The organism is Nocardiopsis sp. CNS-639, assembly GCF_000381685.1.
Classification (GTDB): Bacteria; Actinomycetota; Actinomycetes; order Streptosporangiales; family Streptosporangiaceae; genus Nocardiopsis; species Nocardiopsis dassonvillei.
Window position 1 is genome coordinate 128,385 of the sequence record NZ_KB906860.1, and the last position, 16,754, is coordinate 145,138.

Genomic DNA, 16,754 nt, shown 5'->3' on the forward strand with positions numbered 1-16,754 from the left:
TCACGGTATCCGCAGCTGCGCCAGCGCGTCCTGAATCTGGCGGGACTCGGCCGCGGTGACTGGTGCCCTCGCCAGGAGGCGGACGCAGGAGGCCACGGCGGAGCGCAGTTGTTGGATGCGCGCGGGCGAGGGTGTGCGGGCCAGGTCGTCCAGGACGGCCAAGGCCGAGCTGGCGTCTCCCAGGAGCAGGTGGGCGCTGATCAGGTCGGCGCGGGCCAAGGTCAGGTCGCCGTAGCTGCGGGCCGCGGTCGGGCCGCTTTCGTAGGCGGCGATCGCCGCGTGGGCGTGGTGCAGGGCTGGTTCGGCGTCGCCGAGCAGGACGAGGGTGGAGGCGGTGTAGTAGTCGCGTTTGGGGGTGGGGAAGGTGAAGATGCCTCCGACCTTGACGCTGAGGTCCTCGGGATCCTCGGGGGCGTGCAGGGGGTGGCTCTGGAGCTGGTCCAGGGCGGTGCGGGCGGTGGCCTGGTCGCCGCGTCGGGCGGCGGCGCGGGCCTTGATGGCGGTGATGCGCGCCAAGGCCTGCGGCCCGTGTGCCAGGCGTTCGACGTGGTCGGCCAACTCCAGGGCTTGGGGGGTGGGCTGCCAGTCGGCGATGAGGGTGCGGGTGCCCGCGGCCCAGCTGTGCAGGTGGAGGTGTTCGGTGTAGTCGGCGCACTGGTGGGCGCGTTCCAGGTGGGTTCGTGCGGCGGCGCTGTTGCCGCTGTCGTGGGCGGCGTAGGCGAGCAGGAGTTCGCAGGTGCCGACCATGACCAGCAGGTCGCGGGCGTGGCGGGGGCGGGCGCCGGCCTGGTAATGGCCCAGGGCGGTGTCGCGCAGGGCGTGCACGCGGGGCAGGAGGGGAGCTGAGGGACTGCTGACGTAGGCGCTGGCCAGGCGGGCGAGTTGGTGTTCCAGGGTGGCCAGTGCGTAGTCGTCGGCGCTGTCGGTGAGCAGTGCGGCCAAGTCCGTGGCCGGTGCCCGAGGCGCTGACGGAGCAGCTGGGGCGGGTGTGTGCGTCGTGGGTGAGGAGTGGTCGTGCTCAGGTGCTCCCAGGCCCGCCAGGGCCTCGTGATTGCGTTTGACCGAAGCGAGCGTGCCGCCTTTTTCAATGTCGCTCACTTTGGGTTGGGAGATCCCGGCCATACGGGCGATGGGGACCTGGCCCAAGTTGGTGTGCTTGCGCAGGGCGCGGATCACCGCGGCGGCGTCGTGGTCAGCCACGGCCTGCCTTACGTCGGCAAGCCCCCAGAAGTAACCGGGAATACACCCACATGCACCTTTTGGCCTATTGTGTCCGCAGTTGCGGCAGAGCGTCATCGGCGACCATCCTTTCCGTGCCCAGTCATGGTCTACCGGCGCAGGTGAGGCCGCATATCAGAAAACTAATATTCTTTATCACGTATCTGATTGGTTGGTGTTGTACCAGGTCGTCACGCTGAAGATATGAACAACAGCCCTTCGCTGGGAGCGTTTCTTCCTTCGAGAAGGACGAAACGCCGATGACAACTCTTCTTGCGACCGCACCCCTGGCCACCACGCCCGTGACCAGTCCGCTGCTGGATGAGGTGCTCACCCGCCTGCCCGGCGCTCGGCAGGTGGTGGTGTGCACCGACGCTGGTCTGGTGCACACCCTGGCCCCTGGCGCCGACCGCCGCCAGGCCGACCAGCTCTCCGCGCTCGGCGCCCAGCTGATCAGCCTGTCCGGCCAGTTGGGCAAGCTCGGCTATGGTTCCACCCGGCGTTTCCTGACCCGCGTGCCCGACGGGTGGCTGCTGGTCTTTCCCATCGACTCCCGCCTGTGTGCGGTGCTCGTGGCCGACGCCGCTACCAAGCTCAAGGACGCCCGCGCCCAACTGGACCAGCTCGTGGCCCGCTTCCTGACCCTCTACCTGGGTGGAGGCCAGCTGTGAACGCCCCGACCGATCCCCGGCGCGGCCGGCGGGCGGTGCCGCCGTTTCGTTCCCCGGACGACCCGTGCCCGCGCCTGCTCGTGGCCGACCACGCCCTGGTCCTGTGTACCCCCTCCCCCTCCCCTGAGGCGCTGGAGGGGTTGGACGACGTCGCGCACGCCATCTACCGGCTGTGCGCCGAACAGGCCCGAGGGGCGGCGCCGCTGGTGGCCATGGAGATCGCCGCCCGGCTGAGCTACCCACGAGCGGCGACCGCCACCCACCTGGAGCGTCTGGCGCGCCTGGGCCTGGTGCGGCTGACCAACCCGCACGCGGCCACCACCCCCCACCACCTGCAGGAGGTGCTCGATGCCCTGCGCGCCTGAGCCCGAAGCCAGCCCGAAGACCCGCGCCCCCCACCTCCAGGGCCTGGGCCAGCCCGCGTCCGTGGACTACGCCCCCGGGCCCTGGACCAGCAGCAAGGTCCTGGTCACCGGAGCCGCCCGCGTGGGCAAGACCGCGTTCATCGGCGCGGCCAGCGACATCGCGCCGGTGCGCACCATCGAGACCATCCCCAGCCCGCGCGGCGAACAGGCCCTCGTGCTGGACCTGGGCCGTATCGCCATCAGCGACCACCACATCCTGACCCTGGTCGGGGCGCCGCTGCCCACGGTGTGGGACGGGCTGTGGCCGGACGTAGCCCGCGGCGCCCTAGGCGCGGTGGTGCTGGTCCGCCCCGACGCTCCTGAGGACGGCTTCCCCGCGGTGGAGGCCTTGGAGGAGGCGCACGTGCCCTTCCAGATCGTCATCGCCCACCTGCACGGCACCACCCCGGACGCGAACAAGGTCGGCCAGGTGCTGGAGGTGGAGCCGCAGCGCATCACGGTGTGCGACCCGCGCAGCCGCGTCGCGGCCCGCTTCGCCATCGGTGACGTGGTGCGCTGCGCGCTGACCCAGATGTCGGGGCAGGTGGCGCTGTGAGCCTCAAATGCCTGATCGTGGGCGCGGGCCAGTCCGGGCTGGTGCTGGCGCACGCCCTGCTCTCGGCCGGCGCGGACGTGACCGTGGTTTCCGGCCGCAGCTCCATGGACCTGCGCAAGGGCCGGGCCCAGATCACCCAGCTGACCCTGCCGCACGGGCTGGCCGTGGAGTCCTCCCACAACCTGTCGCTGTGGACCGGCATCGCGCCCAGATTCGACCAGGTGTCGCTGTCGGTGGTGACCGACGGCGGCGGTCAGGTCGGCTTCACCGGGGCCCTGCCCGGCATCGGTCTGGCGGTGGACCCGCGGGTCAAGCTCGCGGACTGGCTGGAGTTCTTCGAGGACCGGGGCGGCAAGGTCGTCATCCACGGGCTGACCGTCACCGATCTGGAGTACTTCACCCGACCCGGCATGTACGACGTGGTGCTGCTGGCCGTGGGCGATGGCGAACTCGGCCAGATCCTGGACGATGACCACACCCGCGCCGCCGGTACCCGCCGCGGGCGCAACGTCACCCAGGCCTACGTCACCGGCCTCCAAGCCCCCGAGGATCAGGTGGGGGTCTACTCCGGCGAGAAGGGCGAGGTCTACGCGGTGCCCACCCTGACCGCTCAGGGCCAGGTCCACTCGGTCATGCTCATCGGCCGCGCCGCTGCCCCCTCCTTCGACGGTAGGACGCCCACCCTGGACGCCGTCGCTCTGGGGAAAGACCACGCCTCAATCCACCATCCCAAGATGCTCCTGCATCGAATGTGCGACATGCTGCGCCTGAACCACATCCCCCTCTGGGAGCAGCTACGCGAGGCCGAGCTGCTGGACCCCTTCTCCGTCCTGATCAAGGGCGTCACACCCAAGGTGCGCCGCCCGGTCTACACCTTCGACCACGGCGGATCCCTGCTGGGTGTGGCAGACACGGTCATCACCGTGCCCCCGCAGTGCGGGCAAGGCTGGGAAGCCTCGGTGCGCTCAGCGCAGGTCTACGCCGACCGCATCCTGGCCCACGCCCAGACCGGCAGAGCGTTCGACGCCAGCGTGCTCAACTCCATCTTCACCGCCTACATGGAGCACAGCGGCGCTTACATCGACGTGTTCGAGCAGTATGTCGACAACTTCTGGACCGGCCAGCTCAGCGAAGCCGAGCAGGACTTGTTCCAGCGCGCATGCGCCGACCAGGCCGTGGCCGACGACTACGTGGCCGGATTCGCCAACCCCGAACGGCTCGTGCGCATGCTCCGCCCCACCCACACCTGACCCCACCTGCGCTTTCTCCCCCTGACGCGAAGGGCTTGGTTCGTCATGCCTGAGAACACCCCCCCAACCGCCTCCTGGGTGTCCGCACCCAACCCGAAGTTGTACAGCCCCGACAACATCGACCGCTACTCCCGGCTGGTCGTGGACAAGTCCCACCGCTACGCCTGGAAGCTCGACAACGACGCCCTGCAGGACCCGTACCTGAAGCACGTTTCGGACCGCCACCTGGAGATTGGTCCTGCCGATCTGTACTTCCTGCACCACACTCCCGCGCCAACCCTGGCGCACCTGTGGCACGTGGACGTGCTCGACATCAACTCGGCCCCCTTGGCGGCGGCCAAGGTCAGGCTCGCCGGGCGGGCCCAGGTGCACACGCACGAGCACGACATCCTCGTCGCCCCGTGGCCTCTGGCCGACCAGTCGGTCGGCTCGCTGGCGTGTGGCAACGTGCTGCATTGCCTGCCCGGAGCCGGGTTTCGCGCCAAGGCCGCAGTGTTCGACGAGATGGCGCGCGTCCTGACCGATGACGGTGTGGCCTGGGGCTACACCCTGCTGGGAGCCAAGGACCCGGCGATCTCCCCCAACCCGCTGGCCCGCCTGCTGATGCGCTCCTACAACAGGGCCGACAACGTCTTCCACAACACCGGCGACCGCTACGCCGACCTGAAGCGTGAGCTGGGCCTGCGCTTCGCCGAGGTGGAGCTGTCGGTGATGGGCTGCGCGGCGGTGTTCGTGCTGCGGGGGCCCATCCGATGAGCGCCCACAGAGTCGCCCTGCTGGGCATGGGGCTGCGCCTGCCCGGCGGCATCACCACCCCCGCCGACCTCGCCCACGCCCTGGAGCAGTGCCGCAGCGTCGTGGGGCCCGTGCCCGAGCCGCGGTGGCAGCGCATGCGCCAGGACCTGCACCCCGGCGATGTCCCCGACCAGCCCTGGACGCTCGGGCTCGTGGACGACATCGACGCCTTCGACTCCGCCTTCTTCTCCATCTCGGCCGACGAGGTCTCCGAGATGGACCCCCAGCAGAAGAAGCTGCTGGAGGTCGTCGTCGAGGCCCTGCAGGACGCCGGGATCCGCCCCTCGTCCCTGGCTGGAACCCGCACGGGCGTCTACACCGGAGCCGCCTCCTTCGACCAGGCCGCCCGCGCGTTCGCCGCCGGGTCGCGCTCCTCGGTGCACGCCGGGTCGGGTGCGTCCATGTCGGTGATGGCCAACCGGATCAGCTTCTACCTGGACGTGCACGGGCCGTCGCTGAACTTCGACTCGGCCTGCTCGGCCTCAGGCAGCGCGGTGCACTACGCGCTGCGCGACCTGCGCTCGGGCGCGGTGGACACCGCCATCGTGGCCGGGGCCAACAGCCTGGACGCCGCCCCCATCACCGCGGGCTTCCACAAGCTCGGCGTCTTGGCCCCCGACGGGATCTGTGCTCCCTTCGACACCGATGCCCACGGGTACGTGCGCTCCGAAGGCATGGTCGCGGTGGTGCTGCGCCGCGCCGCCGAGGTCGACCCGCGCGCGCATCGCGTCTACGCCCACCTGGTGGGCAGCGGCCTCGCCCACGGAGGACGCGCCCGGCACCTGGTGGCACCCCGCGCCGCCTACCAGGCGCGTGCTATCGCCGACGCCCTGGCCGACGCCGGACTCACACCCTCTGAGGTGGGGGCGGTCCACGCTCACGGCACCGGCACCAAGGCCGGGGACCTGGAGGAGGCCCGCGGCCTGGCCCAGGGCTACACCGATCACCGCCCCGACACTCCCGCCCTGCTGATCGGCTCTTCCAAGGCGGCGCTGGGTCACACCGAGGGCGCCGCTGCTCTGGTGGGGGTGTGCGTGATGGCGCTGGGCCTGCACCAGCGAAAGGTCTGGTCCACCGTGCACCACACCCACCCGTTGCCGCTGCTGGACAAGCGCGGCATGCGGGTGCCCACCCGCATCGAGCCCTGGCCGCAGACGGAAGGCAACGCGCTGGCGGGTGGGGTGTCCGCGTTCGGGTTCGGCGGCTCCAGCGCCCACATCCTCCTCGCCCCCGCACCCCAGTCGCCCACCCGCACCAGGCCGTCCTCACACGGCCTGGTTCCGGCGCTGCTGCCCCTCTCGGCGCACACCCGCCCCGCGCTGGCCGACACCGCCCGCCGCTGGGCCCAGAACATCAACGGCCTCGACGCGCACTCCCTGGCCGCCGCCGCGTTGGAAGGACGCGACCACCACCGCCACCGCGCTGTCGTCGTCGCCACCGACCCGGCCACCGCCGCCCACGCGTTGGCCAGCCTGGCCGCCGGTGCCCCGCACCCGGCATTGGTGGGCCCCTACACCACGACCGCGATGGTGCCCGAACGCCTGGCGTTCGTGTTCAACGGGCACGGCTCCCACCACGCGCGCATGGCCGTTGAACTCGCCGCCGCCCTGCCCGAGTTCGCCGAGGCCATCGAAGGGGCCCGGCGCGCGCTCAGCGTCTGGGTGGGGCGACCGGTGTGGGCACCCGGCGACGCGCTGGAGGGCTTCGAGACCATCCAGCACGCCGGATGGATCGTGCAGGTGGCGCTGACCGACACCCTGGCCGCATTCGGTATCCGCCCGGCCGCGGTGGTCGGCCACTCGGCCGGGGAGGTCGCCGCCGCCTACGCCGCCGGCGCCTTGGACCTGGAGCAGTCCGCTCGCGTCATGGCCGCCCGCAGCGCCCAGTTGGCCACGCTGTCCGGTGCCGGGGGCATGCTCGCCGTGGCCCTGGGCGCCCAGCAGGCCCACCAGGTCGCCTCGCAGGCGGGGTTGGAGGTGGCCGTGGCCAACAGCCCGCACCTGTCGGTGCTCTCTGGCCCGCCGCCGGGGCTGGAGCGCGCCGCCACCCAGTTGGCCGCACAGCAGGTGTGGTGCAAACCCATCGCCGACGTCATCCCCGCGCACAGCCGCGCCGTCGAACCCCTCCAACCCGTCTTGGCCACCGCGCTGGCCGACCTGGCCCCCTCCCCCGGCCACGCCCTGTTCGTCTCCACCGCCACCGGCGCCCTGATGCAGGGTCAGAACCTGACCAGTGCTTACTGGGCCGAGCAGATACGCCTCCCCGTGCGCTTCAGCGACGCCATCACCGCCCTGACCCGCGACCAGGTGACCGGGTGCGTAGAGATCGGTGCCCGCTCCGTCGTCGCCGGACACATCACCGACGCCGCTCCCGGCACCGCCATGGCCACCGCCACCACCGACCCTGGCCTGTTCGTGCGGGCCCTGGCAGGACTGTACGTACACGGCCACACCCCCATCCGGCCCGTGTTCCCCAGCATCATGCCGACCATTCCCCCGCCACACTCCTGGCACCACCGCTCCGACACCGCAGCCCTCGCTCCGGTGCCCGCCATGCCTGAGCAGACCACGGCCGAAGACGCCCTGGCCCTGCTCACCACGCTGATCACCCGCACCAGCGGGGTCCACATCGACCCCGACCGCGACGCCACCGCCGACCTGGGAGCGCTCGGTGTGACCTCGCTAGACCTGGTGGCCATCACCGGACAGCTGCGAGGAGCCCACCCTGGCTGGGCGCACCTGACCCACACCGACCTGGTCCAGGCCCGCACCCTGACCGGGATCTGCGACCTGCTCACCCACCCCACGACACCCGCCCCGAGCACCCTCGTGAACTGGAAGAACGCCTGAGATGACGTCCCGGGTTCAGCAGCAGACCGCCACCAACGCGGCGCTCATCGGCATGAGTGCGCGTCTGCCCGGCGCGGGCACCCCGGCCGGGCTGTGGCGGCTGCTGCTGGACCCCACCCAGGCGCACCAGCCGGGGGTGGCGCACGGGCCCATCACCGCCGAGCTGTTGCGCCAGGTGATCGCCGAAGCGCTCGCTGATGCCTCCCTGCCCACGCGCACACTGAAGGGCTCCCCCACCGGGGTGTACGTGTGCACCCACCCCGACTCCTACGCCGACCCCGACCTGGCCGCATCCCTGCGCGACTACCTGGGCCTGGCCGGGCAGGCGCGCACCGTCTCCGCCACCACCGCGGTGCCGTTGCTCCACCAGGCCCACTACGACCTGCGCGTCCACGCCGTGGACCGGGCCATCGTCGTCGCCCTCGACGAACGCGACGACCTCACCCGCGCGATCGCGCTGGTGTTCACCGCCACACCCCTGGTCGCTCGGCACCGGGCCTACGCACACATCACCGGCACGTGGAACACCGCCACCCCGCTCCAGGACGGTGGGCACGTGCAGGTGATCAGCCACGCCCTGTACCAGGCCCGGCACGGCTTCGACCGGGTGTGGTTCTGGCACTCCCCCACCACCGACCCCCTGCTTCCCGGTTCGGTCGTCTTGGCATCCGACCAGCGCGGGCGCCGCCCCCAGCTGTGCGCCCTGCCCGAAGCACTGTCCACCCCGGGCAGCATGTCCGGCTTGGTCTCGGTGGCGGCCACAGCGCTGGCTCTGCACCACCGCGGTCTGCCCGTTCCCGACGGCGCGGTCGACGGTGCCGTGCCCCCTTTCGATCCCTGTGAGGTGCATGTGGCCGGGTCCTACGACAACGCCGACCCGCGGCTGTCCGCGACCGTGCTCACCAGCGCACCCCGCCTGCCTCTGCCCGCCCACCACGATCCGGTGTCTCTGCCTCGAATGTGTCCCGTCTCCGCTTCCTCCCTGACCGCCCTGACCCAGGCCGCCCGTGCGCGCGCCGAAACCACCCCAGCCGCAGGCAACATGGCCGCGCTGGCCGACACCGCCCTGGAGCACACCGACCACCACCCCCTGCGTGCGGCCGTGATCAGCGACAACCTCGGCACCGCGATGCAGGGCTTCCGCTCGATCGAGGACGGCGCCCCGAACACGGACGTGATCGGCCCGCGGGCGGTGCCTGCGGTGCCGCCGCGGCTGGTCTACGTCCTGACCGGACTGGCAAACGTGTATCCCAACGCCGGCACCGAACTCATGCGGCTGAGCGAGTACGCCGAGGCGGTGGAGGAGGCCCGTGCGGCGCTGGCCGAGCACACCAACGCGCCGGTGTGGGGCCCAGGTGAGCGCATGACCACGGTGCAGCACCGCCACCAGGCCACCTTCCTCAGCCAACTGGCGCTCACCGCGGCCTGGCAGGCGCGCGGCCTGGCTCCGGACGCGGTGGTGGGGTGCGGCGCCGGGGAACCGGCCGCCGCCGTGGTGGCCGGGGCGCTGTCGGTGCGCGACGCCGCCCGGGTCGTGGTGGCGCGCAGCACTGCCCTGGCCAGCCTGTCCGCAGCCTCGGTGCTGCTGGTGTACGCCTCGCGGGAAACGGTCGCGTCCCTGCTCGCGCCGGTGCGCGAGCGGGTCCATGTGGCGCTGCATCTGCACGCCCGGGCCTGGTGCCTGGCCGGTCCCGCCACCGACCTGACCGCGCTGGCGCACACGCTCCAGGGCCGGGGCGATCACGCCCGGCTGCTGCGCGGGGATGCGGCCCACACCCCGGCCGCTCTGGGGCTCGGCCCTCGGGTGCGGCAAGCCCTACGCGGGCTGCGCCCCCGCCTGGCCGACCGAGCCCACCTGGTCACCGCGACCCCGCGCCCGGCCGGACGCCTCGTGCTGGACGCCGCCTACTGGGCCAGTCAGGTCGCCGCTCCCGCGCACCTGGGCGCGGCGCTGGGCCTGGCCACCGAGGCCGAGCACCCCAGCTTGCTGGTGGAGGTCGCCGCCCGGCCCACCCTGTCCCGCGCCGTGCTGGACACCGTCGAGGCCCGCCACGACGTCACCGCGTTGACATGCGACCCGGGCCAATTCGCGCACGCCCTCGGCGAGCTCTACACCCGCGGGCACATGCCCCAGCCCGCGCACAGCCGCGCCAACGCCCACCTCGTCTTGCCCCCCGAACCCGGCGCAGCCGACGAAGACGCTCCGCTCCTGGGCGCGCCCGCCCCCGAGCACACGCAGGACCATCTGCTGGACCTGATCAGCCGCATCGCCGACGCCGACGGAACGGTCACCCCGGCTCGGACCTGGGCCGGGCTGGCGCTGGGCGAGTACGACCTGGTGCGACTCGTCTGCGACCTGCGCCAAGTCTGGGCCTGGCGTGATCTGACCACCGCCGACCTGGACCCCCACCAGCCGCTGGCGGTGTGGGCCAAGGACCTGGCCACTCGCCTGGAGGCAGCGTGAGAACACCCCTGACCACCTCTGAGAGGGCGCTGACCGTTCTCCCGTGACCCCGGACGGCGCCCCGGGTGTCCTCGCCCCGACGTGGGATCCCGGGGCGAGGACACCCACCACCCACTCCCGCTGGAGGTAGACCATGACCCGGCCCCTGGCCGTGAACACGCTCGTGTTCGGCTACGACCGCACCCTGAGCGCAAAGACCGACCACGACTACCGACCACACGGCGGCCACCTGCGCGCGGTGCTGGCCGCGCACGACGTGGACCTGCCCGCCCAGGTGCTCTCCGACTACGACCAGCACCTGGTCATCTGGCAGCGCCTGGCCAACGCCACCGCTCTCACCGACCTGATCGGCCTGGTGTTCACCCGCCACGGCATCGCCTGCCCCCTGCCGGTCGCGGAGCTGGCGGTGCAGGTGTGGGAGCGGTCCGGAGACGCCCCGGTCACCCCGCAGGCCGCCTACCTGCTCGCCCGGCTGGCCGAGCAGGGCTACCAGGTGCTGGTGGCGACCAACACCTGCCGCCCCCACACCCAGCGCTCCAAGTCCCTGGCTGACGCCGGGCTGGGTGACCTGGCCCTGATCACCTCCAGCCAGCTCGGCGTGGCCTCCCCCGACCAGGCGTTCTACGAGCACGTCCTGCGCCGCTGCTCCTCGGCGCCGTCGCGGGCGGTGTGGGTGGGCGCCGACCCCATGCACGACGTGGCCGGGCCCCGCGCCCACGGCATGCACGCCATAGCCCTCCTGCCAGCGGACGCCACCGCCGAGCGCCAGCAGGCGATGCGCTGCGGCGCCCACACGGTCCTGACCGACCTGGCCCACCTGCCGGACCTGCTCCTGCCGCACCCGGCACGCCCCTAACCCCCGAGCCCCTTCTCCCCCAGGATCTGGACAGCCATGGACGCACCCTTCACCGCAGAGGCCAAGTGCAAGGACCTGGACCCCGACGCCCTGTTCGTGCGGGGAGCACGCCAACACGATCTCAAGCCCTTGTGCCGCAGATGCCCCGTGCAGACCGACTGCCTGGCCGAGGCGCTGGACGGGCGGGTCGAGTTCGGTGTGTGGGGCGGCATGACCGAGCGCGAGCGCCGCGCCCTGCTGCGCCGCCGCCCCGAGGTGGCCAGCTGGCAAAACCTGCTGGAGCGGGCACGGTCGGCCTACGAGCAGACCCACCCGGCCCAGACCCGCAGTCCGCTCTCCGCCACCGCTGTCTGAGAGGAGCCGAAGCCGTGACGCCGCGCCCTACCACCAGGACCCACGTCCGCCGCGTTCCCTCCCGGGGGAGCGCACGCTCGATGCCGACCAGTACCACCACGCCGAAGACCTGGGTGCCGAGTACCCGCACTGGTGGATCCTGTGGGCTCCCTACCAGCGCGCCTACCTCGCCTTCTTCCTCGGCCCCCACCCCGTGCACCCGGTGGACGCTGCCGCGGTCGAGGCGCTACGCGAGCAGTTGGCGCGCGCTGAGCACCAAGCAGCCCTACCACCGGCGGCTGTGTGGCGCTTCGGCCCACAACAACCGTTCGTCGAGGGTGGGTGAGTGGTGATGGCCGGCTTCAACCAACCCCAACGGCACCCCACGACTCCACTGGCCTCCGCCGCCTACCGAGCCGGACTGACCCTGCACCAGGACGGCGGCCAGTTGTTCTTGTCGCGGTTCGGACACCACGTGCGCATCCGCCAGAACGCGGGCCAGTGGTGGATCGACGCTCCCGACGCCCCGAACGGTAAGGCTGTTGGCCCGATCCAGGACGAGGACGCGCTCATGGTCGCCGCCTCTGAAGAGCTCGCCGCCGCCAGCGCGCGCTCGCGCCAGTCGCTGGTACAGGGCCGGTGACCCCATGACCACGTCTCCTGCGCCCGCATCCGGGAGCGCCCACGATCGCCGCGCGGCGGCCCACCAACCCCTTGTCGGGTTGCCGCGCGGCCTCCAACCTGCCCCGGCGGTCGCCTGCCGAGCCGTCCTGGAGGATGCGCGCACGGTGTGGGGCCGCCCTGGCTACACCGAGGCGGCGCCCCGGTGAACGCGCACACAACCGCACCCGAGCCCTGCAGCGTCGCCGAGGTACAGGCAGCGCTGCTTGGCGCCTCCACCACACCACGCGCCGAGGCCTACGCCCGCATGATGCACCAGGCTGTGCCGCGGGCATGGGGCCTGGCCCATGCCGGACGCGACTGGGTCGGCGCCCTCCTGACCCAGCTCCGCCCCTGGGGCCTGACCCAGGTCGCTGATCTGGGATGCGGGATGCCCCGCCGCACTCCGGCGACCGCGCCGCACCCGGTCGACACCCACGAGTACGCGCTCGCAGTCCGGATGCGCCGGTGCGCCTACCTGGACATCGACCCAGCCGTGGTTGAACACCGTCGATCAGGCGTTGCCCACTACCAGGGCGGCGCCGCGCTGGCCGACCTCACCGATCCCGCCCAGGTGCGGGCCGGGCTGGCCGCCTGCGGCATCGACACGCATCAGCCGACCGTGCTCATCCTGGGGTGGGTGCTGGCCCTGCTCGACGACGACCAGGCACTCAGCGTGTTGGCGTCCCTGCCCACCCTGGTGGCCCCCGACAGCTACGTGGCCGTGTCCCATCCCACGGGACGGGGGCCGTGGTCGGCGCTGATGACCCGCACCACCGGCGCGCGCGTGCAGTTCCGCTCCGCCCCGCACCTGCTCGATTTGATGGTGCGAGCTGGGCTGGCCCCACACCAAGGGCCCACCCCGGTGGCGGCCTGGCCAACGCCCGCCTGCCCGACACCAGGCACCGACGTGCTGTGCGCCCTGGCCCGGATCGGAGACCGGCGGTGATCGACGAACGAAGGCTCAGCCAGGCCTTGGCCGGGTTGCACCGCAACAGCACCGCCACGGAGTTGCGACTCGTCTACGAACAGGGCGCCACCACAATCCAGGTAGCCGCTGCCACGGGCCGCTCCCTGGGATGGGTGCACAAGCGGCTGCACGCGGCGAAAACACGGATGCGTCCGAGCGGGCCGCAGGGACGAAACCGCCCGCTCCCCCACTCCGCCCACACGCCTGCGGAGCAGGGCCACACCGATTCCCTCGCCGGGCCCTCGGCCACGGTGCAGCACCATGTGCTCACCCACCGACTTCGTGAGCTACGCACCCAGGCCGATCTGACCCAGGTCCACGCCGCCCGCGCTGTGGGCGTCTCGCACGCCACCCTCATGCGGGCCGAGAACCCGCAGGCGTCCGTGACCTTGGACGTGCTGCGCTCGCTGTGCGCCTGCTACGAGGTGCCCCAGCAGGTGCGCGAGGAGCTCATCCGGCTCTGGTGGGGCAGTCGTGCCCCCCAATGGTGGGAGGTGCAGCGCCTGCACGTGCCCGAGGGTGAGCGCGCCGCGGTGGGGTTGCGGGGCGATGCCCGCCAGGTCTACGGCTGGGCCGACCTGCTCATTCCCGAGCTGATGCAGACCGAGGGGTATGCGCGCGCCATCGAGCGCTTTTTCCACGACGACCCGGCACACGTGGAGATGGCGGTGTCGGTGCGCCTGGCCCTGCAGCGGCACGTGCGCCGACGCGGTATCGACCAGCGCTACGTCGTCGACGAAGGCGTGTTGCGCCGCTGGGTGGGCGGAGCCCAGGTGATGGCCGAACAGCTCATCGCCCTGCGGGGCCTGGCCGAGCGCGGTCGGCTGCGGGTGCTCTCCGACGCTGGCGGCCATGTGCCCTTCAACGGGGCCTTCGAGGTGTGCGAAATCCCCTCTCTCCCTGACACGGCTCTGTACTTCCCCCGCGGTAGGGACATCTACGTCGGCGATCCGCCACCGCCCACCTACTCCACGGGCTTCCTCAAAGAGGTCATGGCACGGCTGTGGGGGTGGGCCGAGGACACCACCACCAGCGTCGCCCTGATCAACGACGCCCTGGCCCGGCTACTCGCCACCCCAGCGCCTACGACCCAGGACGCGCCGACCTGACCAGACCTTGTCCTGGCCCTGATTATCTTCGCGACAACGAACGGCACCAACGATGAGCACCGAGTTTCCCCGCGGCCCTTGGTGGCTGCCCCAGCCCTCACCGGTCAAGGCCATCACCCCGCCCTGGTACCTACCGGCGTGGGTGGCCTACAGCCTCATCGCCCTGCTGTGGACCATCAGTGGCGGTTACCTGGTGGCCTTGGCCTGGCTCGACCTGAGCGATGTGCCTGGCCTAGCTCTCCTGCCGTTCGCGGGAATCACCTTGGCCACGATGATCATGGCGCTGCTCATCACCAGCCACGGCCACTCGGGGTTCACCGCCCTGGGCATCCTGCCCTCCTGGCCCGCCACCCACCGCCACCAGGGACGCTGGCGCCTGCAGTGGTGGCTGGTACTGGCCTACGGCACACTCGCCGTCCTGGCGGGCAACGCGCTCTACGCCCTGGCGGCACCGGTGCTTCCCGCAGCTGTGCCCATGAGCCACTTCTTCACGCGCGAGCCGTTCATACACGCCATCACCGTGGGCGCCGTGGTCGTACTCGCCGGTGCCGCACGACGCCCCGGCTGGGAGAAGTACGTGGTCGCGGCGACGCTGACCGCGGCGTCGTTCCTCGTCCCCTTCGGAGCAGGAGCCGTGATCGCCGCCCTCCCGGCTCTGGCGCTGGTGTGGCTGTACGAGCGCACCCGCCGACTCACCCCACTCCTGCTCGGTCAGCTCATCGCAGCCCTGGCCAGCACAGCCCTGGCCGACAGGGTCTTCCTGCACTGACCCGGCGACATAGCACCACACCTACACATCCGCTTGGCCCTGACCGACCGCCCGTTCGCGACCCGATGAGAACGATGCACTCCTCCCAGCACCGCACCTTTGCCCCCGCGACCGAGTCCCCCGCCGACATCGCCGCGTACACGCACACCACCCTGACCCGATGGTGCCTGCCCGCACCGCAGGCCGAACTCCTCACCGCGCGGGTGCGCACCCTGGCCACCCTCCTGATCGCGTGCTCGGCCACCGAGGTGCGCCTGCACCTGCTCTGGGCCGACGACCGCGTCCGCGCCGAGATCACCACCCCCGCCATGGTGCTCTGCCACCGACTGCCCGCATGGCAGGGACGCCCTGGTCAGGCGCACACGCGCTACGCCACCCAGGTGGACTCCCAGACGCGAACCCGCAAGGGCACCGAGCCCGCTCCCCCACTCGCCCAAGACCTCAGGAGCGCGTGAACCACCGCGACGACGCCCGAGACGCAGATCCCGCCAGGCGCCCGAGCGCCCCGTACCAAGGACTCCTCCACCATGACCCAACCGCCACCCGCGCCGGACGCCGACAGCGCGGCCCGCCTCATCCGCCACCTGGTCACCACCGACCGTGACGCGGCCGTGCTGCTCACCGCACACCCGGGCCCGCACTGGACCCTCGACCTGGCCGCCGCCGTGTGGGCCCTGCCCGTTCCCGAGACCCGGGCTCGGCTCGACCGGCTGGTCCATTCCGGTGTGCTCACCCACCATGACGACGGCCGCCACACCATGCCCGTTCAGGTGCGCGCCGGTCTGGAGCGCACCGCGTCAACGGTGCTGTTGCCCGGGTGCCGTCGTGCTCGCGCCCGTGTGGTGAGCCACTACGCCGAGCACGCCATCGCCGCCGACCTGGTCCTGGACCCGGGCCGGTGGCGGTGGCACCCGCCCGCGGCCGAGCAGGTGCGCCTCGCCACGCAGAGCCGGTTCCCTTCCCTGGCCCAGGCCCAAGCCTGGTTCGAAGGCGAACTGGCCAACTTGCGCGCGGTGACTGACCTGGCTCATCGCACCTCCCACCACCAGCAGGCTGTGCTGATCGCCGAGACCCTCAGCGCCTGGGACGAACTGCACCATCCCCGCGGTACACGCACCATCATCGACCTGGGTCTGGCCTCGGCCGAATCCCTGGGTGATAGCGGCGCCCAAGCCGCGATGCACCAGGCGCAAGCCTCCTGGTTCCTGCGCCGTGGCGAGCACAGCGAAGCGAGGTCCCTGGCCCACTACGCGTTCGCGCTGTGGGCCAGCGACGAGCCCCGGCGCGCCCACCCCTACCACGGGCGGGGGCTGGCCCACCTCTACCTCCTGCTCGGTGAGATCTACAGCCAGGGCTTCGCTCCCCTGTTCCTGGCTGTCCGGTACGCCGACCTGGCCCTGGCGGTGAGCGAAAGGCTCGACGACCGCCGCGACATCGCCCTGGCCCGGTACCGGCACGCTCTGGCTCTGAGCGTGAACGAACACTGGAGTGAGGCCGCCGCCCTGCTGCGTTCGGCCCTGCCTGCGCTGATCGAGGGTGGTGAGCAGCTGTGGACGGCGCGCGTACACCGCCAACTGTGCGAAGTACTGCTGAATCTGGGCCACTACGAGGCCGCACACGAGCACGGCCACGCCGCCCTCGCCCTAGCCCCGCAGGAACAGGCGCCGCTGGTGTGCGGGCAGGCCCACGAGTCGTTGGCCTGGGTGGCCCACCAGCAAGGTCGCCTCGGCCAGGCCCGTGAGCACTTCGAGCGGGCACGGTCCTGCTACACCCCTTTGGACCCGGCGCGTGCCGAGCACATGCGCGCGGCCAGCCGCGAGCGTCTGCACCCCTCCCCATGAGCTCCCACT

At 71.7% G+C, this 16,754-nt stretch carries 16 protein-coding genes; 15 read left to right on the top strand and 1 reads right to left on the bottom strand.

Annotated features, from left to right (window positions below; all coding sequences use genetic code 11):
* Positions 1 to 1,200 (bottom strand): helix-turn-helix transcriptional regulator, encoded by a 1,200-nt coding sequence (locus tag G011_RS0113250; RefSeq protein ID WP_155979761.1) that lies wholly within the window; start codon positions 1,198 to 1,200, stop codon positions 1 to 3.
* A gap of 278 nt (positions 1,201 to 1,478) precedes the next feature.
* Here G011_RS0113250 and G011_RS29810 point away from each other — a divergent pair, with 278 nt between their 5' ends.
* The 15 genes from G011_RS29810 (at position 1,479) to G011_RS0113325 (ending at position 16,745) form a co-directional block, all read left to right on the top strand.
* Complete coding sequence (locus G011_RS29810) at positions 1,479 to 1,889, top strand: roadblock/LC7 domain-containing protein (protein WP_081642961.1); 411 nt, start codon at positions 1,479 to 1,481, stop codon at positions 1,887 to 1,889.
* Positions 1,886 to 2,254 (top strand): hypothetical protein, encoded by a 369-nt coding sequence (locus G011_RS0113260; RefSeq protein ID WP_019608884.1) that lies wholly within the window; start codon positions 1,886 to 1,888, stop codon positions 2,252 to 2,254. The genes G011_RS29810 and G011_RS0113260 overlap by 4 nt, the downstream gene beginning before the upstream one ends.
* Entirely contained in the window at positions 2,238 to 2,849 is a 612-nt protein-coding gene (locus G011_RS0113265; RefSeq protein WP_019608885.1) for a hypothetical protein, read from the top strand. The genes G011_RS0113260 and G011_RS0113265 overlap by 17 nt, the downstream gene beginning before the upstream one ends.
* Positions 2,846 to 4,099: a styrene monooxygenase/indole monooxygenase family protein gene (locus G011_RS0113270; RefSeq protein ID WP_019608886.1), complete on the top strand. Its 1,254-nt coding sequence runs from the start codon at positions 2,846 to 2,848 to the stop codon at positions 4,097 to 4,099. Before G011_RS0113265 ends, G011_RS0113270 begins: the two co-directional genes overlap by 4 nt.
* 45 nt (positions 4,100 to 4,144) lie before the next feature.
* Entirely contained in the window at positions 4,145 to 4,855 is a 711-nt protein-coding gene (locus G011_RS0113275; RefSeq protein ID WP_026338269.1) for a class I SAM-dependent methyltransferase, read from the top strand.
* Positions 4,852 to 7,743 carry a type I polyketide synthase gene (locus G011_RS0113280; RefSeq protein WP_026338270.1) on the top strand — a complete coding sequence of 964 codons (2,892 nt, stop codon included), beginning with the start codon at positions 4,852 to 4,854 and terminating at the stop codon, positions 7,741 to 7,743. The genes G011_RS0113275 and G011_RS0113280 overlap by 4 nt, the downstream gene beginning before the upstream one ends.
* Position 7,744: 1 nt before the next feature.
* Positions 7,745 to 10,207: an acyltransferase domain-containing protein gene (locus G011_RS0113285; protein ID WP_019608889.1), complete on the top strand. Its 2,463-nt coding sequence runs from the start codon at positions 7,745 to 7,747 to the stop codon at positions 10,205 to 10,207.
* A gap of 133 nt (positions 10,208 to 10,340) precedes the next feature.
* Positions 10,341 to 11,063 (top strand): HAD family hydrolase, encoded by a 723-nt coding sequence (locus tag G011_RS0113290; RefSeq protein WP_019608890.1) that lies wholly within the window; start codon positions 10,341 to 10,343, stop codon positions 11,061 to 11,063.
* A 36-nt stretch (positions 11,064 to 11,099) separates the two neighbouring features.
* Positions 11,100 to 11,417: a WhiB family transcriptional regulator gene (locus G011_RS0113295; RefSeq protein ID WP_019608891.1), complete on the top strand. Its 318-nt coding sequence runs from the start codon at positions 11,100 to 11,102 to the stop codon at positions 11,415 to 11,417.
* A 331-nt stretch (positions 11,418 to 11,748) separates the two neighbouring features.
* Positions 11,749 to 12,039, top strand: coding sequence for a hypothetical protein (locus tag G011_RS0113300; protein ID WP_019608892.1), 291 nt, complete (start codon positions 11,749 to 11,751; stop codon positions 12,037 to 12,039).
* A gap of 183 nt (positions 12,040 to 12,222) precedes the next feature.
* A complete protein-coding gene (locus G011_RS0113305; protein ID WP_036552669.1) occupies positions 12,223 to 13,005 on the top strand; it encodes an SAM-dependent methyltransferase in 783 nt (260 codons plus the stop codon).
* A complete protein-coding gene (locus tag G011_RS0113310) occupies positions 13,002 to 14,135 on the top strand; it encodes a Scr1 family TA system antitoxin-like transcriptional regulator (RefSeq protein ID WP_019608893.1) in 1,134 nt (377 codons plus the stop codon). Before G011_RS0113305 ends, G011_RS0113310 begins: the two co-directional genes overlap by 4 nt.
* 52 nt (positions 14,136 to 14,187) lie before the next feature.
* Positions 14,188 to 14,904 carry a hypothetical protein gene (locus G011_RS0113315; protein ID WP_019608894.1) on the top strand — a complete coding sequence of 239 codons (717 nt, stop codon included), beginning with the start codon at positions 14,188 to 14,190 and terminating at the stop codon, positions 14,902 to 14,904.
* A gap of 65 nt (positions 14,905 to 14,969) precedes the next feature.
* Entirely contained in the window at positions 14,970 to 15,359 is a 390-nt protein-coding gene (locus tag G011_RS0113320) for a hypothetical protein (protein ID WP_231391447.1), read from the top strand.
* 72 nt (positions 15,360 to 15,431) lie between these two features.
* Entirely contained in the window at positions 15,432 to 16,745 is a 1,314-nt protein-coding gene (locus G011_RS0113325; RefSeq protein WP_019608896.1) for a hypothetical protein, read from the top strand.
* The last annotated feature ends 9 nt before the right edge of the window (positions 16,746 to 16,754 follow it).